Consider the following 23,418-nt stretch of genomic DNA (forward strand, 5'->3'; position numbering starts at 1 on the left):
TGTGCTGAACCTTGTAGGAGCAGCCTTGTGCTGCGAAGAGGCCGGTCTGACAGAAGATTCTTTATGGCAGTAAGGGCCTCTTCGCAGCGCAAGGCTGCTCCTACAAGACTCAGCGCAGGGCTTGAGGCCGGTGATCAGTTGTTATGCAACCGATCCCGCTTGGCCAGTGTCGGGAACATTTTTATCCACACCCCCGTCACCACCAGCGTGCCCACCCCGCCCATCACCACCGCCGGCACTGTGCCAAACCAGTGCGCCGTCACCCCCGATTCGAACTCGCCGAGCTGGTTCGAGGCACCAATGAACAACCCGTTCACCGCGCTCACCCGCCCGCGCATTTCGTCCGGGGTCTCCAGCTGCACGAACGAACTGCGAATGACCATGCTGATCATGTCCGCCGCGCCCAGTACCACCAGCACCGCCAGCGAGAACCAGAACGAGGTCGACAGGCCGAAGGCGATGGTGGCCACGCCGAACACGCCGACTGCGGTGAACATGGTTCGCCCGACGTTGCGCTCGAACGGGAAGCGTGCCAGCCACAGCGACATGGCTAACGCCCCCACCGCCGGCGCCGAGCGCAGCAGGCCCAGGCCCAGCGGGCCGGTCAGCAGGATGTCCTTGGCGAACACCGGCAGCAGCGCGGTGGCCCCACCCAGCAGGACGGCGAACAGGTCCAGCGAAATGGCGCCAAGGATGTCGGGCCGGCTACGGATGAAGCGAATGCCGGCCAGCAGTGATTCGATGCTCGCACGCCCGCGCTGCACCACCTGGCCGCGCGCCTGCAGGCTCAGGGTGAGCACGCATGCGATGGCATACAGGGCCACAGTGGGGCCATACACCCAGATGCTGCCAAAGGCATACAGGAAGCCGCCCACCGCCGGCGCCACGATGGTTGCCGACTGGGTCGCCGACGCCGAAGCCGCCACCGCCCGCGGGAACAGCCCGGGCGGCACCACGTTAGGCAACAGCGCCTGGGTTGCCGGCATCTCGAACGAGCGCGTGGCGCCCAGCAGGAAGGCGAGGGCGAAGATCAGCTCGCGTGTGACGTTGTCGGTGGCGCTGCCCACTGCCAGCGCGAGGGCAATCAGCCCCTGCAGGCTCTGGCACAAGGCGGCGACCTTGCGCCGGTCATAGCGGTCGGCCACGTGCCCGGTGTGCAGCATGAACAGCACCCGCGGGGCGAACTCGACCAGGCCGACCAGGCCCAGGTCCAGCACATTGCCGGTCAACTGGTAGAGGTGCCAGCCAATGGCCACGGTGAGCATCTGGAAGCCGCTGGCGGTGAATACACGGGCCAGCCAGAAGGCCAGGAAGGGGCGGTGGTGACGCAACAACTGCGGTGCGGAATCAGACATCGGAAACCAGGGGCCTCGGCGCAGTAGAGGGGGGCGCAGCGTATCACCTGTTTGTAACAAGCGGTTACTGTTTGCCCGGATCGGCACTTTTTCACGCGTTATGAAAGAGGGTGGGGCAACCGGTCACGCGGCAAACAACCACACGTCCCGCCGGTCTATTCGGGACTATGCTTCCTAGCATTCGTTGATCTGGGTCAATCGTTGCTTTTGCAACCGCTTGTTCAACGAATGGGCCCTCTGGGCCGGAATCCCTGCGATCGAACAGAACAATTCCAACGCGCCGTACTCGACCCAGTGGGGGCAGTGGGCGACTGAGGCCACAAGCCCGGACGCCGGATTATCTGAAGAGGAAGCACCATGTTCGGAATAGAGGCCTTAGAGCTCGCCCGAATGCAGTTTGCCTTTACCGTGTCGTTCCACATCCTGTTCCCGGCCATCACCATTGGCCTGGCGAGCTACCTGGCAGTCCTCGAAGGCCTCTGGCTGCGGACCCACCAGCAGGTTTACCGTGACCTCTATCACTTCTGGTCAAAGATATTTGCCGTCAACTTCGGTATGGGCGTGGTCTCGGGCCTGGTCATGGCCTACCAGTTCGGTACCAACTGGAGCCGCTTCTCCGACTTTGCTGGCGCGGTCACCGGCCCGCTGCTCACCTACGAAGTACTCACTGCCTTCTTCCTTGAAGCCGGTTTCCTCGGCGTCATGCTGTTCGGCTGGAACCGTGTCGGCCGCGGCCTGCACTTCTTCTCCACGGTGATGGTGGCAATCGGTACGCTGGTCTCCACGTTCTGGATCCTGGCCTCCAACAGCTGGATGCAGACCCCCCAAGGCCACGAGATCATTGATGGCCGGGTGGTGCCGGTGGACTGGTTTGCGGTGGTGTTCAACCCATCGTTCCCCTACCGGCTGATGCACATGGCCACGGCCGCGTTCGTTTCCACTGCATTCTTCGTCGGCGCCTCGGCGGCCTGGCACCTGCTGCGCGGGCGTGACAACCCAGCGGTGCGCAAGATGCTGTCGATGGCCATGTGGATGGCGCTGATCGTTGCCCCGATCCAGGCGGTGATCGGCGACTTCCATGGCCTGAATACGCTCAAGCACCAGCCAGTGAAAATCGCCGCAATCGAAGGCCACTGGGAGAATGTGCCTGGCGAGCCGACGCCGCTGATCCTGTTCGGTATCCCCGACATGAAGGCCGAGACCACGCGCTTCAAGGTCGAGATCCCGGCGCTCGGCAGCCTGATCCTGACCCACAGCCTGGACAAGCAGGTGCCGGCGATGAAGGAGTTTCCGCCCGAGGACCGGCCCAACTCGACCATCGTGTTCTGGTCGTTCCGGATCATGGTCGGGCTCGGCTTCCTGATGATCTTCGTTGGCCTGTGGAGCCTCTGGCTGCGCAAGCGAGGCACGCTCTACACCTCGCGCCCGTTCCTGTATATGGCGCTATGGATGGGGCCTTCCGGGCTGATTGCATTGCTGGCCGGCTGGTTCACCACCGAGATCGGCCGCCAACCCTGGGTGGTGTATGGCCTGATGCGCACGGCGGACGGTGTGTCCAACCACAGCTATGCCCAGCTTGGTTTCACCCTGGTGGCCTTCGTGGTGGTGTACTTCGCCCTGTTCGGCACCGGCCTTGGCTACATGATGCGCCTGGTGCGCAAAGGGCCGCAGACCGGCGAAGGCGACGAGCACAACCCAGGCGGCCCTGGCACCACACGCACGCCGGCGCGGCCGCTGTCTGCCGCCGATGATGGCCAGGACGCCAACACCGCCAGCCTGAGCAAGGGGAACTGAGCCATGGGTATCGACCTTCCGCTGATCTGGGCCGTGATCATTATCTTCGGCGTCATGATGTACGTAGTGATGGATGGTTTCGATCTTGGGATCGGCATGCTCTTCCCGTTCGTCAAGGGCGAGCATGACCGTGATGTGATGATGAACACGGTCGCGCCCGTCTGGGACGGTAACGAAACCTGGCTGGTACTGGGAGGTGCCGGGTTGTTCGGGGCATTCCCGATGGCCTATGCAGTCGTTCTCGAAGCCCTGTACCTGCCACTGATCCTGATGCTGATGGGCCTGATCTTCCGCGGCGTGGCCTTCGAGTTCCGCTTCAAGGCCACGGCCGACAAGCGGCATATCTGGGACAAGGCGTTTATCGGCGGCTCACTGGTCGCCACCTTCTTCCAGGGCGTGGCCCTGGGCGCCTTCCTCGAAGGTTTCAAAGTGGTCGACCGGCATTTTGCCGGTGGCACCCTCGACTGGCTCACCCCGTTCAGCCTGTTCTGTGGCGTGGGACTTATTGTTGCCTACACCCTGTTGGGCTGCACCTGGCTGATCATGAAGACCGAAGGGTCGCTGCAAACGAAGATGCACGACATGGCCCGGCCGCTGGCGCTGGTACTGCTGGTGGTAATCGGTATTGTCAGCCTGTGGACACCGATCGCTTATCCACAGATCGCCGACCGCTGGTTCAGCATGCCTAACCTGCTCTGGTTCATGCCGGTGCCGCTGCTGGTAGTGGTGACCTTCTACGGGCTGCTCAAGGCCGTGGCGCGCAATGCGAACTACACGCCGTTCCTGCTCACCCTGGTGCTGATCTTCCTCGGCTACAGCGGCCTGGGCATCAGCCTGTGGCCGAACATCATCCCGCCGTCGATTTCGATCTGGGATGCCGCAGCACCACCGCAAAGCCAGGGCTTCATGCTGGTGGGCACACTGTTCATCCTGCCGTTCATCCTCATGTACACCTTCTGGAGCTACTACGTGTTCCGCGGCAAGGTGACCCATGAAGACGGCTATCACTAGGAGGCCCGCATGATGACAGGCAAACATGGCTTTGAAGAGAAGAAACCGCTGTGGCAGCGGCTGGGTTGGCTGCTGCTGATCTGGGCAATGAGCGTTGCGGCCCTGGGTGTGGCGGCGTGGGTGATGCGGTTGTTCATGGGGGCCGCAGGCCTTACCACCCATTGAGGTTAGCCTGTGCTGGCCCTATCGCCGGCAAGCCAGCTCCCACAGGATATTCACTGCCCTTGAAGGCTGTGCTGTACCTGTGGGAGCTGGCTTGCCGGCGATAGGGCCAGTACAGGATTACTTGCGGGCTTTCAGGATGACGAACTTGGGCGTCGCTGCCACCTGCTCAACGCCACGGAACAAGCGAGCGAGCTTGCTGTGGTAACCCAGGTGGCGGTTACCCACGATATACAACGCCCCACCCACCACCAGCGCCTCGCGCGCCTGCTGGAACATGCGCCAGGCAAGGAAGTCGCCCACCACCTGTTGCTGGTGGAACGGCGGGTTGCACAGCACCACGTCGAGCGACTGCTTCTCCACCCCGGCCAAGCCATCGGCGGCGATGAACGTCGCCGGGCGCTCGCCCAGCGCGGCTTGCCAGTTTTCCTGCGCCGATTGCACCGCCATGTACGATTCGTCGACCAGCGTGTACTGCGCGTCCGGGTTGGCCAGGGCGCTGGCAATCGCCAGCACGCCGTTGCCGCAGCCCAGGTCTGCCACCCGCGCGTTGCCCAGGTCACGGGGCAGGTGCGGCAGGAATGCCCGGGTGCCGATATCCAGGCCTTCACGGCAAAACACGTTGGCGTGGTTGACCAGCTCCAGTGCCGGTGCGTCGAGGCGGTAGCGGCTAGGGTAGGGCGAGCGGGCGACCGGCCGTTCGGCCAGCGTTGCCGTCAGCAGGCGGGCCTTCTTCTGTGCCAGCGACGCCTGCACCGGTCCGATGTACTTTTCCATCAGGTCGCCGGCTGCGTGTGGCAAGTGCTTGATCATCGCCCCGGCAATCACCTGGGCGCCAGGCGCCAGGTGGCCCTGCAGGCGGATCAGTTGTTCCTCAAGCAAGGCCAGGGTCTTGGGCGCGCGCACCAGCACCCGGTCGAACGGGCCTTGCCAGTGTTCGCTGGCCGGTACGAAGGGCACGCTGTCGAACGGCAAGCCGTTGCGTGCCAGGTTCTTTTCCAGGGCCAGGTGCGCCAGGTGCGAATCGCCGCTGCTGACCACCTGCAGCCGGCCTGCCAGGCTGGCCGCCAAGGCACCGAAACTGTCATTGAGCACCAGCACCCGGCAGTTGGCGTCGGGTGCCTGTTCGTGCAACTGCGCAAGCAGGTACTCGTCGGCGGCATCGAAAGCCTGCAACGGGTCGTTGGCCTGTTCCGGCTGGCGGATCAGGTCGAGTTCGGCGTAGGGGGTGGTCAACAGGGGCATGGCGTCTGGCTCGGGTATAAACTGCCCGATGCGGTTCGCCCCGGGCTTTGCCGGGCAATTCTACAGGGCTTTGCCCGAGGTCGCAGGTTTGAAGGTCAGATCCAGCCACGCATGGCGGCGATGGCGATGGCGCCTGCCTTGTTGGCGGCGTTGGTCTTGGTGATCACGCTGCGAATGTGGAAGTTCACCGTGCTTTGCGACAGTGACAGGATGCAGGCCACGTCGGCAGCGGTCTTGCCGGCAGCCGACCATTTCAGTACTTCCAGTTCACGCTCGCTCATTTTCGGTTGCGGCGGGCACAGTGCTTTCAGGTGATGTTCGCCGAGTACTGCATGCAGGGTATGGCACAGCCACTGCACGCTGCCGGCCTTGTCGTAAAGCTCGACGATGTCGATCTTTTCGGCCGGCCTTGCCACGCTGATCTGGCTTTCGTTGTGCTGCAAGTCGTGCAGTGATTGCGTCCAGCCATGGCGCAAACCGTGCTGGCAGGCCGCTTCGCGATATTGCGGGGCTTCACGGTACAGTTCGTCGGTCCACAGCACCGGCATGGTCGAACTGTGGCTGACATTGGCGGCCGGGTCCTGCTTGTAGAACTCATCGCGCTGGTAGCGCTCGATCCACTCGTCCGGGTAGTTGCTGTAGAGGTACACCCTGGGTGTCTGCGTGGCGATCTGGATGCGCATATTCAGCCCGAGGTAATCCATGCCCAGGTCTTGTGCCAGATGTACTGCGATGTCGAACAGCTTCCTTGGGCTGCGCTCACTGACGAACGCATGAAGGTGTTCGGGATTCCAGTGAAGCATCTGAAACACTCCTAGGGTGTCGGATCCAATCCATTTGGGTACCCGCATCATTGTAGGAAAAGACCTACCATGACGTTTGGTTTTTTTTGCTATAGCGCTCACGATTCTCTGCAACTTCGGCACGATCACCCTTGATGAGGCCCTACAAAGCAGTGGTTTTTATCCGGGCCACTTTGCGCGACACTGTGCGCACGTCAAACCTGGAGCCCGATATGACCGCTAGCGCCGAAAAGTTCACCCGCCAGACCCTGCTCGACGTTCAGCCGCTCACGCCGAACCTCTTCAGCCTGCGGGTTACGCGCGATGCGGGGTTCCGCTTCCGGTCCGGCCAGTTCGCCCGGCTGGGCGTGACCAAGGCCGATGGCAGCGTGGTGTGGCGCGCCTATTCAATGGTCAGTGCACCGCATGATGAGCACCTCGACTTCTTCTCCATCGTGGTGCCGGGCGGTGAATTCACCAGTGAGCTGAGCCGGCTGGGTGCAGGTGACACGCTGTTGATTGATCGCCAGGCGTTCGGCTTTCTCACCCTCGACCGGTTCATCGGTGGCCGTGACCTGTGGTTGCTGGCGACGGGTACTGGCATCGCGCCATTTATGTCGATCCTGCAGGACTTCGAGGCCTGGGAGCGTTTTGACAGCATCAAGCTGGTCTATTCGGTGCGTGAAGCGAAAGAGCTGGCCTACATGGATGAAATCGCCGGGCTGGAGCAGCGCGATTACCTGGCTGAGTACGCCGGCAAGTTGCAGTTCATTCCGGTGGTGACCCGAGAGCAGCACCCGGGGGCGTTGAACCAGCGCATTACCACGCTGATCGAAAACGGCGAGCTGGAGAAGGCAGCAGGGCTGGAGCTGTCGCCGGAACATTCGCGGGTGATGCTGTGCGGCAACCCGGAGATGATCGACGAGACGCGCAAGGTGCTGAAGGCGCGTGACCTGCATCTGAGCCTGAGCAAGCGGCCGGGGCAAGTGGCTGTGGAAAACTACTGGTAATCAGGGCCGCTTTGCGGCCCTTTCGCGGCACAAGGCCGCTCCTACAGGAGATCGCGAATAGCTGACTTATCGCGAATTCCTGTAGGAGCGGCCTTGTGCCGCGAAAGGGGCGCAAAGCGCCCCCAGCTATCTCAAGGCAAGCGGTTCTGGTTCTGCGTCTTGAGCAAATCGCGAATTTCGGTCAGCAGGGTCTCTTCAGCCGAAGGCACTGGCGGTACAGTCGGCGCCACGGCTTCTTCGCGCTTGAGCCTGTTGATTGCCTTCACACCCATGAAGATGGCAAAGGCAACGATCAGGAAGTCGATCACGGTCTGGATGAACTTGCCATAGGCCAGCACCACCGCCGGAATGTCCCCTTCGGCAGCCTTCAGGGTGATCGCCAGGTCGCTGAAGTCCACACCCCCGATCAACAGACCCAGTGGCGGCATGACCACGTCTCCGACGAAGGACGAGACGATCTTGCCGAAGGCTGCGCCGATGATGATACCGACCGCCATGTCGACGACATTGCCTTTGACCGCGAAGGCCTTGAACTCACTGATCATGCCCATGTTTGGTTCCTTGTAACAAAAGGTAAGGTTAACGCAGTGTAAGCCACTAAAACGGTTCATGCGTCGTGTTCAGGGTTAGTGACTGCGGTTAGAACGAATAGTTTTGTCGCATCCCGAAGCGTTCGAGACACGTCCGGCTCGGCTATCATGGCGGTTTTTTCCAGGAGACCCCACCCATGGCCAAGGCCAAGCGCTTGTATGGCTGCACCGAGTGCGGCGCGACCTTCCCCAAATGGGCCGGCCAATGCGGCGAATGCGGGGCCTGGAACACCCTGGTCGAAACCATGATCGAGAGCGGTGGTGCCGCTGCGCCCAGCAGCGGCCGCGCCGGTTGGACCGGGCAGCAAGCGCAGATCAAGACCCTGGCCGAAGTCAGCGTCGAGGAAATCCCGCGCTTCACCACCAGCAGCGCCGAACTGGACCGCGTCTTGGGCGGCGGCCTGGTGGATGGCTCGGTGGTGCTGATTGGTGGCGACCCGGGCATCGGCAAGTCGACCATCCTGCTGCAGACCTTGTGCAACATCGCCGTGGGCATGCCGGCGCTGTATGTCACCGGTGAGGAGTCGCAGCAGCAGGTGGCCATGCGCTCGCGGCGCCTGGGGTTGCCGCAGGACCAGCTCAAGGTGATGACCGAAACCTGCATCGAAACCATCATTGCCACGGCGCGCGTCGAGAAACCGCGGGTGATGGTGATCGACTCGATCCAGACCATCTTCACCGAGCAGTTGCAGTCGGCACCCGGCGGCGTGGCCCAGGTGCGCGAGAGCGCCGCGCTGCTGGTGCGTTATGCCAAGCAGAGCGGCACGGCGATCTTCCTGGTCGGCCACGTGACCAAGGAAGGCTCGCTGGCCGGCCCGCGGGTACTGGAGCACATGGTCGATACCGTGCTGTATTTCGAAGGTGAGTCGGACGGCCGCCTGCGCCTGTTGCGCGCGGTGAAGAACCGCTTTGGTGCGGTCAACGAACTGGGCGTGTTCGGCATGACCGACCGGGGCCTGAAAGAGGTGTCCAACCCGTCGGCGATCTTCCTTAACCGTGCCCAGGAAGAAGTGCCGGGCAGTGTGGTGATGGCCACCTGGGAAGGCACCCGGCCCATGCTGGTCGAGGTACAGGCACTGGTCGACGACAGCCACCTGGCCAACCCGCGCCGGGTAACCCTGGGCCTGGACCAGAACCGCCTGGCCATGTTGCTGGCGGTGCTGCACCGTCACGGTGGTATTCCCACCCATGACCAGGACGTGTTCCTCAACGTGGTGGGCGGGGTGAAGGTGCTGGAGACGGCTTCGGACCTGGCGTTGCTGGCGGCAGTGATGTCCAGCTTGCGCAACCGGCCACTGGCCCATGGGCTGCTGGTATTTGGCGAGATCGGCCTGTCGGGCGAGGTGCGGCCGGTGCCCAGTGGCCAGGAACGGTTGAAGGAGGCGGCCAAGCATGGCTTCAAGCGCGCCATCGTGCCCAAGGGCAATGCGCCGAAAGAATCGCCGGCGGGGCTGCAGGTAATTGCCGTGACCCGCCTGGAGCAGGCCCTGGATGCACTGTTCGAGTAATTCATGGCCTGTCAGGCGACTCGCCGCCTCAGGATGGCGCGGTACCTGTAGGAGCAGCCTTGTGCTGCGAAGAGGCCGGTATGGCCAGCAGATTTGTATGGGCAGCAATGGCCTCTTCGCAGCACAAGGCTGCTCCTACAAGGAGCGGGCAAGCCCGCGAAGAGGCCGGGTCAGGCAAACGAAAAAGGGGCCGACGATGCGCGTCGGCCCCCCACCTCACCGCTCAGTCAGCGGTCAATGCTCTGCAACCGCCTCGCGCCTGACCGTCTGGTTGCCATGCTCGTCCAGCTCCAGCATCGGCACTTCGTTCCCTTCGGCATCGAACAGCTTGCCATCCTTGAAGTAGTCGCCATCACGCAGTGCGGAAATGTCGGAGTACTGGATGGTGCGTTCGTACGCTGCGGCGAACACGGACTGGTTTTCCGAGTTGCCGGTGGTGAAGTGGTTGAAGATCAGGTTTAGCAGGATGGCCATGATCGCCGCCGAACTGATGCCCGAGTGGAAGATGGTCTCGAACCAGTTAGGGAAGTGGTGGTAGAAGGTTGGCGCGGCAATCGGGATCATGCCGAAGCCCAGCGAAGCGGCGACGATGATCAGGTTGACGTTGTTCTTGTAGCTGACCTTGGACAGGGTGCGGATACCACTGGCCGCCACCGTGCCGAACAGCACGATGCCCGCGCCGCCCAGTACCGGGGTCGGTACCGCAGCAATCACCCGGCCCATGACCGGCAGCAGGCCGAGCACCACCAGGATCACGCCACCGGTGGCTACCACGTAACGGCTCTTGACCCCGGTCACGGCCACCAGGCCGACGTTCTGGGCGAACGCACTTTGGGTGAACGAGCCGAAGATCGGCGCCAGGATGCTCGAGGCCATGTCGGCGCGCAGGCCGTTGCCCAGGCGCTTGGAGTCGACCTTGGTGTCGATGATCTCACCCACGGCCAGGATGTCGGCCGAGGTTTCTACCAGGGTCACCATGATCACGATGCACATCGACAGGATCGCGGCGATGTGGAATTCCGGCATGCCGAAGTGGAACGGCGTGGGGAAGGCGAACATCGCACCTTCGGTGACCTTGCTGAAATCGGTCATGCCCAGCGCCCAGGCGATCAGGGTACCGAGCACCATGGCCAGCAGGATCGACAGGCGCGAGATGGTCGCGCTGCCCAGCTTGCTCAGCAACAGCACGATGGCGAAGGTCAGCCCCGCCAGGCCGATATTGGCCACGCTGCCGAATTCCGGCGAGGCACTGTTGCCACCCATCACCCAGCGTGCAGCCACCGGCATCAGGGTCAGGCCGATGGTGGTGATGACGATACCGGTCACCAGCGGCGGGAAGAACTTGGTGATGCGCGAGAACACCGGGGTGATCAGAAAGCCGATCAGCGATGCTGCCATGACCGCGCCGAGCACGCCTGGCAGGCCACCGCCGCCCTCGCTGCTAAGGATTGCACCCATGGTCGCCACACCGGCGAACGACACGCCCTGCACCAGCGGCAACTGGCAGCCGAAGAACGGCAGGCCGAGGGTTTGCAGCAGGGTGGCCAGGCCACCGGCGAACAGCGAGGCAGCAATCAACATGCCGATTTCGGCGCCGTTGAGGCCTGCGGCCTGCCCCAGGATCAAGGGTACCGCGACGATCCCTCCGTACATGGTCAACACATGCTGCAGACCGTAGGCCAGGTTGGCACCAAGGCCGAGGTTTTCATCCTCGGGGCGCTTGGCGGGAGACGTGCTAGGGGACGTAGTCATGGAGCAGGCTCTCTGTTTATTTTTGTGTCGCTACTGTAGACAGTTCCTGCAAATGATTGCCACAAGAATTGTATACAATATTTTGATCGGAGCGCGCACAGGGGCGGCCGCAGGATGTGCGAAAACACAATGCAGAAGGCGTACCAACTCATTAAATGGTGTATTAGAGGGGTGTGTACAAAGTGTTGCTACCCAGGCTTAAAGCTGTCTGGGTAGACAGGAAACACATCGAGGGAAGGCTATTAGCTAGCTAAGAGATTTCATTATTCGATGAGTTCGCGCAGCTCACGCATCATTTCGGTGCTGTCGGCCACGTTCAATTCCACAAGACGGTGCAAATGGCTCATCGAATCGATGTCGATGTACAGGCAGATGAAGCCCAGCCGGTCCGGTTCCTCGTGGCGCAGTTCGACCTGCATCTGCACCTCGGTCACTTCGTCGTTGAGCACGATGTAGGCTTCGAAATCCTGGCTCAGGTCGGGGTCCCAGGTTCGCGGGCTTTCGACCAGCAGGCCTTTGAGGGACAGGTCGATCAGTTTCACCTCCCAGCAACGTTCGCCCTGGCACAGCCTGGTCGGGGCGTCGAACTGGATACGCTGGAAACGGCGGCGTTCGTCTTGAGCGCTCATGGCATGGATCCTCGGGTAGGTCCTAAGGTGACATCCTGACTATAGTTATAAAGTCATGTGCATCAGGTACCGCAATCTGGCCGCAGAGGCTCTAGACCAAAGCAAGTGTGGCAATGCGTCTTGACTCGCCCTAGACTCGGTGGGCGGTCTTTCCAATCCACCAGCTGGAAGCTAACCATGAACAACAATAATAGCCTGCTACGCCACATTCCGTGGCTGGCGCTGGCAGTCATAGGGGCCTGCGCGCTGGGTGTGGTTGCCCTGCGTCGCGGCGAGGCAATCAACGCCTTGTGGATCGTGGTCGCGGCAGTGGCCATCTACCTGGTTGCCTACCGTTACTACAGCCTGTTCATCGCCACCAAGGTGATGCAACTCGACCCGCGCCGCGCAACGCCGGCGGTGCTCAACAACGACGGCCTGGACTACGTCCCGACCAACAAACACATTCTTTTCGGTCACCACTTCGCCGCCATCGCCGGCGCAGGGCCCCTGGTCGGCCCGGTGCTCGCCGCGCAAATGGGCTACCTGCCCGGCACGCTGTGGCTGATCGCCGGCGTGGTGCTGGCCGGTGCGGTACAGGACTTCATGGTCCTGTTCATGTCCACCCGCCGCAACGGCCGTTCGCTGGGCGACATGGTGCGCGAGGAGATGGGCCGCATTCCGGGCACCATCGCACTGTTCGGCTGCTTCCTGATCATGATCATCATCCTTGCGGTGCTGGCGCTGATCGTGGTCAAGGCCCTGGCCGAGAGCCCATGGGGCATGTTCACGGTCATGGCGACCATCCCGATCGCGATGTTCATGGGCGTCTACATGCGCTACATCCGCCCGGGCCGCATCGGCGAGATCTCGGTGGTTGGGGTGGTATTGTTGCTGGCCTCGATCTGGCTGGGCGGCGTGATCGCTGCGGACCCGGTCTGGGGCCCGGCGTTCACCTTCACCGGCGTGCAGATCACCTGGATGCTGGTGGGCTACGGCTTCGTCGCCGCGGTGCTGCCGGTGTGGCTGGTGCTGGCGCCGCGTGACTACCTGTCGACCTTCCTCAAGATCGGCACCATCGTTGGCCTGGCCATCGGTATCCTGATCATCGCGCCCGAGCTGAAAATGCCGGCGCTGACCCAGTTCACCGACGGCACTGGCCCGGTGTGGAAGGGCACCCTGTTCCCGTTCCTGTTCATCACCATTGCCTGTGGTGCGGTGTCCGGCTTCCACGCGCTGATCTCCTCGGGCACCACGCCCAAGCTGCTGGACAACGAAACCAACGCCCGTTACATCGGTTACGGCGGCATGCTGATGGAGTCGTTCGTGGCCATCATGGCCATGGTCGCCGCTTCGGTGATCGAGCCAGGCGTTTACTTCGCCATGAACAGCCCGGCCGCCGTGGTGGGCGCAGACGTTGCGTCGGTGGCGCAGACGGTCAGCAGCTGGGGCTTCCTGATTACCCCCGAGCAGCTTGAAGCGGTCGCCCGTGACATCGGCGAGCACACCATCCTGGCCCGTGCCGGCGGTGCGCCAACCCTGGCGGTCGGTATCGCGCAGATCCTGCACCAGGTATTGCCAGGTGAAAACACCATGGCGTTCTGGTACCACTTCGCGATCCTGTTCGAGGCACTGTTCATCCTCACCGCAGTGGACGCCGGTACCCGTGCCGGGCGCTTCATGCTGCAAGACCTGCTGGGCAGCTTCGTGCCGGCGCTCAAACGCACCGAATCGTGGGGTGCCAACCTGCTCGCCACCGCTGGCTGCGTAGCAATGTGGGGCTATCTGCTGTACCAGGGCGTGATCGACCCGCTGGGTGGCATCAACACCCTGTGGCCGCTGTTTGGCATCTCCAACCAGATGCTGGCCGGTATCGCCTTGATGCTTGGTACGGTGGTGCTGATCAAGATGAAGCGTCAGCGCTACATCTGGGTCACCCTGCTGCCGGCGGTCTGGCTGTTGATCTGCACCACGGCTGCAGGCCTGATCAAGCTGTTCGACCCGAACCCGGCCGTTGGCTTCCTGGCCCTGGCCAAGAAGTACAGCACTGCGCTGGACGCCGGCCAGGTACTGGCCCCGGCCAAGGACATCGGGCAGATGCAGCACGTGATCTTCAACGCCTACACCAACGCGGGCCTGACGATTCTGTTCCTGCTGGTGGTCTTCAGCATCCTGTTCTTCGCCCTCAAGGTCGGCTACGGCGCCTGGGGCCGCAAGGAGCGCAGCGACAAGGAAACCCCGTTCCAGGCCTTGCCTGACGCGTAATCGAGAGGACTGCAATCATGTTCAACGACCTAGGTCGACTGGGAAAATACCTGGGGCAGGCAGCCCGCCTGATGGTCGGCATGCCCGACTACGACAACTATGTCGAACACATGCAGAAGACGCATCCGGACAAGCCGGTGATGAGCTACGAGGCGTTCTTCCGCGAACGCCAGGAAGCCCGTTATGGTGGCAAGTCCGGGCCCAAGTGCTGTTGAGCCTTAAGCGTTAACCTGTCCGGCCTCATCGCCGGCAAGCCAGCTCCCACAGGTACTCCATAGGCCACAAGGTCTGTGCAGTACCTGTGGGAGCTGGCTTGCCGGCGATGAGGCCACTGTTTTTTCCGCACAGGAGATGTTCTGCGTGCAGACGCCTATTCCCGTAACCGTACTTACAGGCTTCCTCGGTGCTGGCAAGACCACCTTGCTCAAGCACATGCTCAAGGCCGAGCACGGCCTGAAGATTGCCGTGATCGAAAACGAATTCAGCGAGGCCGGCATCGACAGCCAGCTGCTGGGCGACGAGCCGGTGCAGGTGATGACCCTGGCCAATGGCTGCGTGTGCTGCAGCATTCATGGTGACCTCACTCGCGCCCTTTACCTGCTGCTCGAACGCCTGGACGCCGGCGAGATCGCCTTTGACCGGCTGGTAATCGAATGCACCGGCCTGGCCGACCCGGCACCCGTGGCGCAAACCTTTTTCATCGACGAGGACCTGCGTGAGCGCTACATCCTCGACGGCATCATCACCCTGGTCGATGCTGTTCACGCCGAACTGCACCTGACCCAGACCATCGCCCAGGCACAGGTCGGCTTTGCCGATCGCCTGCTGTTGAGCAAGACCGACCTCGTCGAGCCGGCCGCGGTAGAAGCCCTGCGCGAACGGCTGGCCCGCATCAATGGCCGGGCTGCGATCCGCGTGGTCGAGCACGGCCGTATCGACCTGGCGGAGCTACTGGATGTGCGGGGTTTCAACCTCAACCCCGACCTGGGCGCGAACCTGAAGCCGATGCTGCGCCCGGTGCTCAAGCCCGCCACCCCCGACCGCATCTCCACCCTGGTGCTGCGCACGGAAACCGCGCTGGACATCGACCGCCTCAGCGGCTTCATGAACGAGCTGCTGGAAACCCACGGCAAGCAGCTGCTGCGCTACAAGGGCGTGCTGAACATCGCCGGTGAAGACCGCAAGCTGGTGTTCCAGGGCGTGCTCAAGCTCTACGGCTTCGACTGGGACGCCGAATGGGCCGAAGGTGAAGCCCGCGAGAGCGTAATGGTGTTCATCGCCGATGAACTGCCCGAGGCTACGATTCGGGCTGGCTTCGAGGCGCTGGCTGCGGGCTGAGCCGGCGCGGCGTTGCGGCCTGGAACCACTGCGGCCATGAGCTGCGGTGGCGGCTTTCGACCTCGATGCACGGGATCAGGCGTTCGGTCAGCACAGCGGTTTGCCGCACTGCCTTGGCGGTGCGGTACTTGACGCTGTGGATGCATTCGCGGTCGCCGAACTCGCAGCGGTTCAGCGCGGTACCGCCGCAGGGGCCGTTGGCCAGGCCTTTGGGGCAGGTTTCCGGGCAGACGTACAGGGTGTCTTCCAGGCGGCAGCGGCCGCAGGTATCGCAACCCACCAGTGGCCGTTTCACCGCACGTTCCACCTTGTGCAGCACCTGTGCGCCAAGGTGCGTGGCCCACAGCGGCCGGCGAACCGCCCAGCCAAATGCCTTGCTCAGGCCGTTGCGGCGGCTGAACAACAGCGAATGCATGCCGTGCATCAGGTGATAGCGCGCTTTCTCTTTGAACGAGGCATCGACCCGCGACTCGCCCTGGCGCCAGGCCGCCTGTGGCGGGTGGAAGATCACGGCCGGCAGGGCGGGCATCTGCCAACTGGCCTGCCAGGCGGGCGCCCACTGCTCCAGCGTGTGAACCTGGGTTTGCCAGTGCTCGATACGGGCTTCCAGGGCCAGCAACTGTTTGAGTTCGTGCACCCCCGACAGGTGCACGCCGGCGTAGCCCATCAGTTTTACACCGATGATCTGCAAGGCCAGGCGGTCGACGCTGCGGGCTTGGGCGAATGCCTTGGACTGCGCCGCTTCTGCTTCGAGCATGTCGCGCATGGACGGGGTGACAGTGACGCCTGCCACGTGGTCGAGCATTGCCGCGCGCCCGTGGGTGAGGCTCATGAGGCAGGCCAGCATCGGCTTGGGCGCTGGCTGGCGACGCATCCAGTGCATGGCTTCCTGATGTTTGCCGGCATCGAAGCCCAGTTGCAGGGTGAGGAAGTCGGCCCCCGCTGCCAGCTTTTTCTCGGCCTTGAAATACTGGGCGCCGCCTTCTTCCTCACAGTACTTGAACGGGTTCAGCGCCGCGCCCAGCAGCCAGTGCGGGCAGGCCTGGCGGGCAATCTGCAGGGCGGCGACCGATTCCAGGTAGCGCACCGGGCGCTGGCCGGGCTCGTGGCCGGGCAGGCGGTCGCCGGTCAGCAGCAACAGCTGGTCGAGGCCCGCGGCGTCCATGCGCTGCAGTTGGGCCAGCAGGTGGTGATGCTCGCGGTCCTTGCCGGAAAAATGCGGCAGGGCAGGTACCGGGTTGCTGAACGAGGCGAGGGCGTCCAGCGGCGACATGTCCAGCGGGCCGCCGACACGATCGCCGATGGCCACGGTCATCGGCCAGCCGCACAGGTGCGCACGGGCCATGATCGCTTCCATGGCGGCGAAGCGTTCTGCAGAAGGCTTGGGGACGAACTCCATGACGCAGACGAAGTTCTGTTCGCGCAGCGCGGTTTTCAGCAGGCTCATGTGGCCGGGCACCTGGTGTGGTCAGGGTGGCATTGTGCGGCAGAAGGCGGGCGGGGTCATGTCCGGATGCGCAGGGCGGTGCTCTGAATGAGACATCATCATGATCATGAAAAAATCTTGGGTTCATCTCAAATTTAATGAGTTTGTCTCAGTCCGGCATCAAACGGACAATCCCCTCATTCATTTATGCAGGCTGAAGGGACAAGACATGGCACTGGCACACAACCTGGGCTTTCCACGCATCGACCACGACAGCGAGCTGCGCGCCCGCCAGTGGCAGGTGCAGAAAGACGCCGGCATCGAACTGCTGCCAGTGGGCGACTTTGCCTGGTTTGACCAACCGTTCGACCTGATCTGGGCGCAACTTTTTGACGAAGTGGCACAGGCCAAGGCCTTGGGCCATGCGGTCAAACCAGTGGTGATCGGCCCATTGACCTACCTGTGGCAGGGCGAAACCAACGGCGGCATCGACACGCTGGAGCGCCTCGACCGCCTGCTGCCGCTGTATGACCAGCATCTCAACCGCCTGGCGGTCCTGGGGGTCGATTGGGTGCAGATCGATGAGCCGATTCTCGCCGAAGACCTTCCGCAGGACTGGAAAAACGCTTTCGAGCGCGTCTATAACATCCTTCAGCGCGCGCCATTGAAGAAGCTGATCGCCACTTACTCTGGCGGCCTTGGAGGCAACCTTGGCCTGGCCGCGAACCTGCCGGTCGATGGCCTGCACATCGACCTGGTTCAGGCACCCGACCAGTACGTGACCATTCTCGACCGCCTGCCGGCCTACAAAGTGCTGTCGCTGGGCCTGGTCGACGGCGGCAACACCGCGCCTTGCAACCTGGGCGCGACCCTGGACCTGCTGCACGATGCCCATGAGCGTCTGGGGGCGCGGCTGTGGCTGGCGCCCTCCTGCTCGTTGTCGCGCAGCCCGGTGGAAGTGGCCGTGCAGAAGTGCCAGGAAGTGGCGGTGCTGGCTGCTGCGCTGGAAGAGAACCGGGCTGCGGCTTGATCTCGGCACAGGTGCTGCAAAACCCCTAGAATGCCGACTCCGATCAAATCGACAGGGAGTGATGCGATGCGAGTTCTGGTAGTCGGCGCCAGCAAGGGCCTGGGCATGGCGTTCATGCAAGGGCTGGGCAAACCGGGCGATACATTGATTGGGGTGTCGCGCACCCAGCCAGCGGCAGTGAACGTGGGCAAGGATATCCAGGCGCAGTGGATCGAAGCCGATCTCGGCCAGCCGGCCGCCGCCGTAGAGACAATTTTCCGGGTCCTGGCCGAGGGTGGTGTGGATACGCTGATCTACAACCTCGGCCTGTGGGAGGCCGAAGCCTTCGAGGCCCACTACAGCTTCCTCGATGACCGTGATGCGCAGCTGCAGCGCATGGTCGACTGCAACATCACCGCGACCATCCTGCTGATCAAGCGCCTGCTGCCGCTGCTGCTCAAAAGCGAAAAACCACGGATCATTCTGACCGGTTCCACCTCGGGCCTGCCCCAGAGTGGTCGCCCGGAAGTGACCTTCGCCGCCTCCAAATTCGCCCTGCGCGGCATCGCCGAAGCGTTGCGCGAAGGCTATCGGGAGCAGGGCCTTGGGGTGACGTGCCTGAACCTGGGTTATCTGAATACCGAAGACAATTTGGATGTGCCGTTGGCCGAGGCTGCGACGCGTGGGGAAGGGGGGCTGATACCGCTTCACGATGTGGTGCTGATGGTGCGCACGTTACTGGAGCTGTCGGCGGCCAGTTATGTTCGGGAGCTGACCTTGCCGGCTATTGCTGATGAGCGGTTCTGAAGCCTGAGATTGTTGTGTAAGCAGGCCCGGCCTCTTCGCGGGCTTGCCCGCTCCCACAGAGACCGCACAAGTTCCAAGGTTTGTGCTGTCCCTGTGGGAGCGGGCAAGCCCGCGAAGAGGCCGGGCCTGTTCAACTCAGGCTAAGATCAGCGCTCGATCGCCAACGCGACCCCTTGCCCACCCCCGATGCACAAGGTAGCCAGGCCTTTCCTGGCATCCCGCTTGATCATCTCGTGCAGCAAGGTCACCAGCACCCGGCACCCGGAAGCGCCAATCGGGTGGCCCAGGGCAATCGCCCCGCCATTCACGTTGACCCGCGTCGCATCCCATTCCATCACCTTGCCCACCGCCAGCGCCTGTGCGGCAAAGGCCTCGTTGGCTTCGATCAGGTCCAGTTCGGCCAGTTGCCAGCCAGCCTTGTCCAGGCAGCGTTGGGTCGCCGAAACCGGGCCGATGCCCATGATCGCCGGGTCTACCCCGGCACTGGCATAGGCGGCGATCTTCGCCAGCACAGGCAGGCCCAGGGCCTTGGCCTTGGCAGCACTCATCAGCAGCACGGCGGCGGCGCCGTCGTTCAGGCTGGAGGCGTTGCCAGCGGTAACGCTGCCGTCCTTCTTGAAGGCAGGGCGAAGTTTGGCCAACGAGTCAGCGGTGGTGTCCGGGCGTGGCTGTTCGTCCTGGGCGAACACTTTGGGCTCACCCTTTTTCTGTGGCAGCACGATCGGGGTGATTTCATCGACGAAGCGCCCGGCCTCGATGGCCGCCACGGCCTTGCGCTGCGATTCGGCGGCGAAGGCGTCCTGCTGCTCACGGCTGAGGCCGTACTTGTCCACAAGGTTCTCGGCGGTGATGCCCATGTGATAGTCGTTGAAGGCATCCCACAGGCCATCGGTAATCATGCTGTCCATCAGCTGGCCATGGCCCATGCGCTGCCCAGTGCGAGCGGAAGGCATCACATAGGGGGCCAGGCTCATGTTCTCCTGGCCCCCGGCAATCACCACCTCGGCATCCCCGCAGCGGATGGCCTGGGCGGCCAGGTGCAGGGCCTTGAGGCCCGAGCCGCAGACCTTGTTCAGGGTCAGCGCCGGTACGCTGTAGGGCAAGCCGGCCTTGATCGCAGCCTGGCGTGCCGGGTTCTGCCCGGCGCCGGCGGTGAGCACCTGGCCGAGGATCACTTCGTCGACCTGCGCCGGGTCCAGCCCGGTCTGCTCCAGCAGGCGCTTGATCACGGCGGCACCGAGGTCGACCGCAGGTACCGTGGCCAGGGCGCCCTGAAAGCTGCCGATGGCGGTGCGGGTAGCGGCGACGATGACCACGTCGTTCATGTTGTTGTTCTCCGTGCGATGGGCGTAATGCCCAAGCATCGGTGGCTTTGGCTCATTTGTTAAGTTTGTTTTTCTTTCGGATTGATGTGAAAAGCAAATCAATGGGCGCTCGGCGTTCTATCCAACTAAGCTGAATTCCGTGCTGTTTCACTCAACTGAATGGAGCCCATACCCATGCGCACCCTCATCGCCCTGATGCTACTGATCGGCAGCAGCACAGCATTCGCCGCCACCCAATGCACCACCGCAGACAAAAGCACCTGGCAAGACCAGGAAAAGTTCCAGGCCCAGCTCAAGGAGCAGGGTTACAAGATCAACAAGTTCAAGGTTACCAAGGGCAACTGCTACGAGATCTATGGTCTCGACAAGGATGGCCGCAAGGTCGAGATCTACCATGACCCGGTAACCGGCAAGGCGGTCAAGTCCGAGTACCACGATTGAACAGCGACGGCACGGTGCAGCTGTGGGACCCGCTCCTGCGGCTGTGCCATCTCTCCATCGCCGGTATGTTCTTCGCTGACTATTTTTTCAACGAAGAAGGTGACGACTGGCATCAGTGGCTGGGTTACTACGCACTGGCCTGTGTCGTGGTGCGCGTGGTCTGGGGCTTTGTCGGGCCACCCAGCGCACGCTGGGCCGATTTCTGGCCAACCCCGGCGCGCCTGGCAGGGCATGCCCGTGCACTGCTGCGCGGCGAGCCTTGTCATCGCCTGGGGCATTCGCCGATTGGCGCCCTGGTGATGCTGTTGATGCTGAGCGGTATCGCTGGCCTGGGCCTGACCGGGTGGGCGTCCCAGGAAGTGGATGCACTGTGGGGCGCTGACTGGCCGACCGACCTGCACAGCTGGTTGGCCGATGCGGTGTTGGCGCTGGTGTGTGTGCATGTGCTGGCGGCCATCTATGAGAGTGTGCGCCTGCGCGAGAACCTGCCGTTGTCGATGATCACAGGTCGCCGCCGGCGTCGGGATTGAGCAGACCTGTGCCGGCCTCTTCGCGGCTAAAGCCGCTCCCACAGGTATTGCACGGCCCTTGAGAGCGGCGCGGCCCTGACTGGCAGCATCATTCAGGCTGCCGCATCACCTTGTAGGAGCAGCCTTGTGCTGCGAAGAGGCCGGTAAGGCTAAAGATAATCTTCGGCTGCAATGGCCTCTTCGCAGCACAAGGCTGCTCCTACAGGGCTTGTGTTTGCCTTGAAATCAAGCCGCGAAGAGGCCGGCACAGGCAACCTCATTCAAACAGCCGGGCACTGGTGGGTCACACAGTGAATCCCGCCACCCCCGGCCGCAATGGCATCAATATCCAACTGCACGATATCCCGCCCCGGGTACAACGCCGCCAGCAGTGCCCGGGCCTTTTCATCCGCCTGCGCATCGCCGAACTGCGGCGCGATGATGGCGCCATTGATCACGAAGTAATTGATGTACCCCGCCGCAAAGTCGTCGTTCCCCTTGCTGAACCTGTTACGCCGCCCGCGCTGTGGCGGTGACACGACATGAATCTGCAACGTCCGGCCTTCGGCATCGGTGGTGCGCTTGAGAATCTCAAGATGCTTGCGCGTCACGGCGTAGTCATACGATTCCGGGTCGTTGTCCAGGTTGGCAATCACCACCCCAGGCCGCACGAAGCGGGCATAGAAATCCACATGCCCGTCAGTGATGTCCTCCCCGGCGATGCCCGGCAGCCAGATAACCTTGCTCAACCCCAGGCGCTCCTTGAGCTCGGCCTCGACCTCGGCCTTGCTCCAGCCCTTGTTGCGGTTGGCATTGACCCAGCTGCTTTCGGTCATGATGCCGGTGCCATGGCCATCCACTTCGATGGCACCTCCTTCACCCACCAGCTCGCTGCGCTGGTAGCGGGCGCCGGCGAGGGTGGCGACCCGTTTGGCCAGCTGTGCATCGTTGCGGTGGCGCTGCTTGTTGCCCCAGCCGTTGAAGTTGAAATCCACTGCGCCCAGCGCGCCGTCGTCATCGAGGACGAAGTTGGCGCCGATGTCGCGCATCCAGATGTCGTCCAGGTCGCACTCGACAAAGCTTGTGCGTGGGCTGGCGCAGTGCTGCTCGGCCAGTTTGCGTTCGCTTGCCCGGCAGAACACGGTGACCGATTGATAACGCGCGATGGCCTGGGCGATGCGGCCCAGGGCGGCTTGCACGTCGGCGGTGAAGTCTTCCCAGATGGCATCCTGGGCGCCGAAGGCGATGAAGGCGCGCTGCTGCGGTTCGCCCTCGTCAGGCATGAACCAGCGCCCCGGTTCTTCAGCGCGAGCCAGGCCCAGGGGCAGGCCAAGGCCGGCGCCGAGGCCGGCGGCCAGTGACAATTGAAGGAAGGTTCTACGGCTTGGCATGGTTCAGTCCTGTGCAGTCTTGAAGCGTGTCCACACGCGCATGCGTGCCCGCATGTCGGCCTGTGGAATATCGCGGCCCGGTATCAGTCGGGCATAGGTTGCTTCGTCGAGGTAGATATCGGGGTTGTCGCGCATGCGTGGGTCCACCGCCTGGCGCGCCTTGGCGCTGGCAGTGGGGTAACCGGTGAAGTTGCTGATGGCAGCCATGTTCGCCGGGCGCATGACGAAGTTGATGAAACGATAGGCGTATTCCGGGTGCTTGGCATCGGCCGGGATGGCCATGGTGTCCATCCACACCGTGGTGCCTTGGCGGGGCACGCGGTACTGGAAGTCCAGGTGCTTGCCTGCTGCGTCGGCCGTGCGCTGGGCCTGGATCACGTCGCCGCTGTAGCCCAGGGACACGCACAGGTTCTCGTTGACCAGTTCGGTCACCGGCTGCGACTGGAACTTGCGCACATACGGGCGTATGGCCTTGAGCAGTTCGCTGGCGGCGGCCAGGTCTTCACGCTTGGCGCTGCGCGGCTCGCGGCCCAGGTAATTGAGGACCACCGCCAACACTTCGTCGGGCGAGTCGATGACCGAGATACCACAGTCGGCGAACTTGGCGGCCAGCTCCGGCTTGAACAGCAGATCGAGGTTGTCCAGCGGCGCATCGGGCATGCGCTGGCGTACTTTTTCGGCATTTACCGTCAGGCCGATGGTGCCCCAGGTGTAGGGCACGGTCGCCTGGCTGGCCTTGGGGTACCGGGCATGCAGCTGGCGCAGGCCAGGCTCGATGTCGTCCAGTGCCTCCAGGCGGCTGTGGTCCAGTGGCTGCAGGCTGCCGGCGCGCATCAGCCGCTCGGCAACGGTGTCGCCGGGGAACACCAGGTCGTAGCCACTGCGCCCGGACATCAGCTTGGCTTCGAGTACTTCACTGCCGTCCATGACGTCGTAGATGACCTGGATGCCGGTTTCGGCCGTGAATTGCTTGAGGGTGTCCTCGGCAAAATAGTCGGCCCAGTTGTACAGGCGCAGCACGGGCTGCTCGGCCTGGGCCTGGCTGGCGCAAATGGCCAGCGCCAGTGCAGCTAGAACGTGGTGTTTCATG

The 23,418-nt window shown here is 62.9% G+C and carries 22 protein-coding genes; 12 read left to right on the plus strand and 10 right to left on the minus strand.

The features are described from left to right. Positions 1–134: 134 nt before the first annotated feature. Positions 135–1,355 carry an MFS transporter gene (locus tag ABOC32_RS07285; protein ID WP_426810568.1) on the minus strand — a complete coding sequence of 407 codons (1,221 nt, stop codon included), beginning with the start codon at positions 1,353–1,355 and terminating at the stop codon, positions 135–137. Positions 1,356–1,712: 357 nt separating this feature from the next. Here ABOC32_RS07285 and ABOC32_RS07290 point away from each other — a divergent pair, with 357 nt between their 5' ends. From ABOC32_RS07290 to ABOC32_RS07300, 3 genes are read left to right on the plus strand one after another with little or no spacing between them, the layout of a single operon-like run. Further along, positions 1,713–3,149: a cytochrome ubiquinol oxidase subunit I gene (locus tag ABOC32_RS07290; RefSeq protein ID WP_426810569.1), complete on the plus strand. Its 1,437-nt coding sequence runs from the start codon at positions 1,713–1,715 to the stop codon at positions 3,147–3,149. 3 nt (positions 3,150–3,152) lie between these two features. Continuing rightward, entirely contained in the window at positions 3,153–4,160 is a 1,008-nt protein-coding gene (gene cydB, locus ABOC32_RS07295; protein ID WP_426810570.1) for a cytochrome d ubiquinol oxidase subunit II, read from the plus strand. 9 nt (positions 4,161–4,169) lie between these two features. Further along, the gene (locus tag ABOC32_RS07300; protein WP_043197828.1) at positions 4,170–4,325 is read left to right on the plus strand and encodes a DUF2474 domain-containing protein; all 156 of its coding nucleotides are present in this window, start codon (positions 4,170–4,172) and stop codon (positions 4,323–4,325) included. A 117-nt stretch (positions 4,326–4,442) separates the two neighbouring features. Here the strand turns inward: ABOC32_RS07300 and ABOC32_RS07305 are convergent, their stop codons facing one another. Together ABOC32_RS07305 and ABOC32_RS07310 are read right to left on the minus strand one after the other, a co-directional pair. Then, positions 4,443–5,567 (minus strand): methyltransferase, encoded by a 1,125-nt coding sequence (locus ABOC32_RS07305; protein ID WP_426810571.1) that lies wholly within the window; start codon positions 5,565–5,567, stop codon positions 4,443–4,445. Positions 5,568–5,662: 95 nt separating this feature from the next. Next, complete coding sequence (locus ABOC32_RS07310) at positions 5,663–6,370, minus strand: autoinducer binding domain-containing protein (RefSeq protein ID WP_426810572.1); 708 nt, start codon at positions 6,368–6,370, stop codon at positions 5,663–5,665. Between the two features lie 212 nt (positions 6,371–6,582). On the opposite strand from ABOC32_RS07310, the gene ABOC32_RS07315 reads away from it, so the two are divergent. Continuing rightward, a complete protein-coding gene (locus ABOC32_RS07315) occupies positions 6,583–7,359 on the plus strand; it encodes a ferredoxin--NADP reductase (RefSeq protein ID WP_426810573.1) in 777 nt (258 codons plus the stop codon). Positions 7,360–7,490: 131 nt separating this feature from the next. Here ABOC32_RS07315 and mscL read toward each other — a convergent pair whose 3' ends face one another. Further along, a complete protein-coding gene (gene mscL / locus ABOC32_RS07320) occupies positions 7,491–7,910 on the minus strand; it encodes a large-conductance mechanosensitive channel protein MscL (protein WP_016497928.1) in 420 nt (139 codons plus the stop codon). A 176-nt stretch (positions 7,911–8,086) separates the two neighbouring features. Here mscL and radA point away from each other — a divergent pair, with 176 nt between their 5' ends. Further along, positions 8,087–9,457, plus strand: coding sequence for a DNA repair protein RadA (gene radA / locus ABOC32_RS07325; protein WP_426810574.1), 1,371 nt, complete (start codon positions 8,087–8,089; stop codon positions 9,455–9,457). Between the two features lie 234 nt (positions 9,458–9,691). Here the strand turns inward: radA and ABOC32_RS07330 are convergent, their stop codons facing one another. Both ABOC32_RS07330 and ABOC32_RS07335 read right to left on the minus strand, forming a co-directional pair. Then, the gene (locus ABOC32_RS07330; protein ID WP_426810575.1) at positions 9,692–11,209 is read right to left on the minus strand and encodes a nucleobase:cation symporter-2 family protein; all 1,518 of its coding nucleotides are present in this window, start codon (positions 11,207–11,209) and stop codon (positions 9,692–9,694) included. 263 nt (positions 11,210–11,472) lie between these two features. Further along, the gene (locus ABOC32_RS07335) at positions 11,473–11,838 is read right to left on the minus strand and encodes a PilZ domain-containing protein (protein ID WP_426810576.1); all 366 of its coding nucleotides are present in this window, start codon (positions 11,836–11,838) and stop codon (positions 11,473–11,475) included. A gap of 177 nt (positions 11,839–12,015) precedes the next feature. Here ABOC32_RS07335 and ABOC32_RS07340 point away from each other — a divergent pair, with 177 nt between their 5' ends. The 3 genes from ABOC32_RS07340 to yjiA all read left to right on the plus strand — a co-directional run bounded on the left by ABOC32_RS07340 (position 12,016) and on the right by yjiA (position 15,420). After that, the gene (locus ABOC32_RS07340; RefSeq protein WP_426810577.1) at positions 12,016–14,082 is read left to right on the plus strand and encodes a carbon starvation CstA family protein; all 2,067 of its coding nucleotides are present in this window, start codon (positions 12,016–12,018) and stop codon (positions 14,080–14,082) included. 17 nt (positions 14,083–14,099) lie between these two features. Then, positions 14,100–14,297, plus strand: a complete 198-nt coding sequence (locus ABOC32_RS07345; RefSeq protein ID WP_003251633.1) for a YbdD/YjiX family protein — start codon at positions 14,100–14,102, stop codon at positions 14,295–14,297. A 145-nt stretch (positions 14,298–14,442) separates the two neighbouring features. Continuing rightward, positions 14,443–15,420: a GTPase gene (gene yjiA, locus ABOC32_RS07350; protein ID WP_426810578.1), complete on the plus strand. Its 978-nt coding sequence runs from the start codon at positions 14,443–14,445 to the stop codon at positions 15,418–15,420. Here yjiA and ABOC32_RS07355 read toward each other — a convergent pair. Continuing rightward, the gene (locus ABOC32_RS07355) at positions 15,380–16,867 is read right to left on the minus strand and encodes a methylenetetrahydrofolate reductase C-terminal domain-containing protein (protein WP_426810579.1); all 1,488 of its coding nucleotides are present in this window, start codon (positions 16,865–16,867) and stop codon (positions 15,380–15,382) included. The genes yjiA and ABOC32_RS07355 overlap by 41 nt on opposite strands. 208 nt (positions 16,868–17,075) lie before the next feature. Here ABOC32_RS07355 and ABOC32_RS07360 point away from each other — a divergent pair, with 208 nt between their 5' ends. Continuing rightward, positions 17,076–17,876, plus strand: coding sequence for a 5-methyltetrahydropteroyltriglutamate--homocysteine methyltransferase (locus ABOC32_RS07360; protein WP_426810580.1), 801 nt, complete (start codon positions 17,076–17,078; stop codon positions 17,874–17,876). A 66-nt stretch (positions 17,877–17,942) separates the two neighbouring features. Next, entirely contained in the window at positions 17,943–18,662 is a 720-nt protein-coding gene (locus ABOC32_RS07365) for an SDR family NAD(P)-dependent oxidoreductase (protein WP_426810581.1), read from the plus strand. Positions 18,663–18,808: 146 nt separating this feature from the next. On the opposite strand, the gene ABOC32_RS07370 is transcribed toward ABOC32_RS07365, so the two are convergent. Then, positions 18,809–19,987, minus strand: coding sequence for an acetyl-CoA C-acetyltransferase (locus ABOC32_RS07370; RefSeq protein WP_426810582.1), 1,179 nt, complete (start codon positions 19,985–19,987; stop codon positions 18,809–18,811). 174 nt (positions 19,988–20,161) lie between these two features. Between ABOC32_RS07370 and ABOC32_RS07375 the strand changes: the two genes are divergently transcribed. Then, on the plus strand, positions 20,162–20,428 hold the full coding sequence (locus tag ABOC32_RS07375; protein ID WP_258910868.1) for a PepSY domain-containing protein: 267 nt from the start codon (positions 20,162–20,164) through the stop codon (positions 20,426–20,428). Continuing rightward, positions 20,425–20,958 (plus strand): cytochrome b/b6 domain-containing protein, encoded by a 534-nt coding sequence (locus ABOC32_RS07380; protein WP_426810583.1) that lies wholly within the window; start codon positions 20,425–20,427, stop codon positions 20,956–20,958. The genes ABOC32_RS07375 and ABOC32_RS07380 overlap by 4 nt, the downstream gene beginning before the upstream one ends. 260 nt (positions 20,959–21,218) lie before the next feature. Here ABOC32_RS07380 and ABOC32_RS07385 read toward each other — a convergent pair whose 3' ends face one another. Beyond that, positions 21,219–22,328, minus strand: a complete 1,110-nt coding sequence (locus ABOC32_RS07385) for an agmatine deiminase family protein (protein WP_426810584.1) — start codon at positions 22,326–22,328, stop codon at positions 21,219–21,221. A 3-nt stretch (positions 22,329–22,331) separates the two neighbouring features. Then, positions 22,332–23,417, minus strand: coding sequence for an extracellular solute-binding protein (locus ABOC32_RS07390; protein ID WP_426810585.1), 1,086 nt, complete (start codon positions 23,415–23,417; stop codon positions 22,332–22,334). Between the last annotated feature and the right edge of the window lies 1 nt (position 23,418).

Origin of the sequence: Pseudomonas sp. WOUb67 (assembly GCF_050058005.1) — a bacterium.
GTDB lineage: Bacteria > Pseudomonadota > Gammaproteobacteria > Pseudomonadales > Pseudomonadaceae > Aquipseudomonas > Aquipseudomonas putida_R.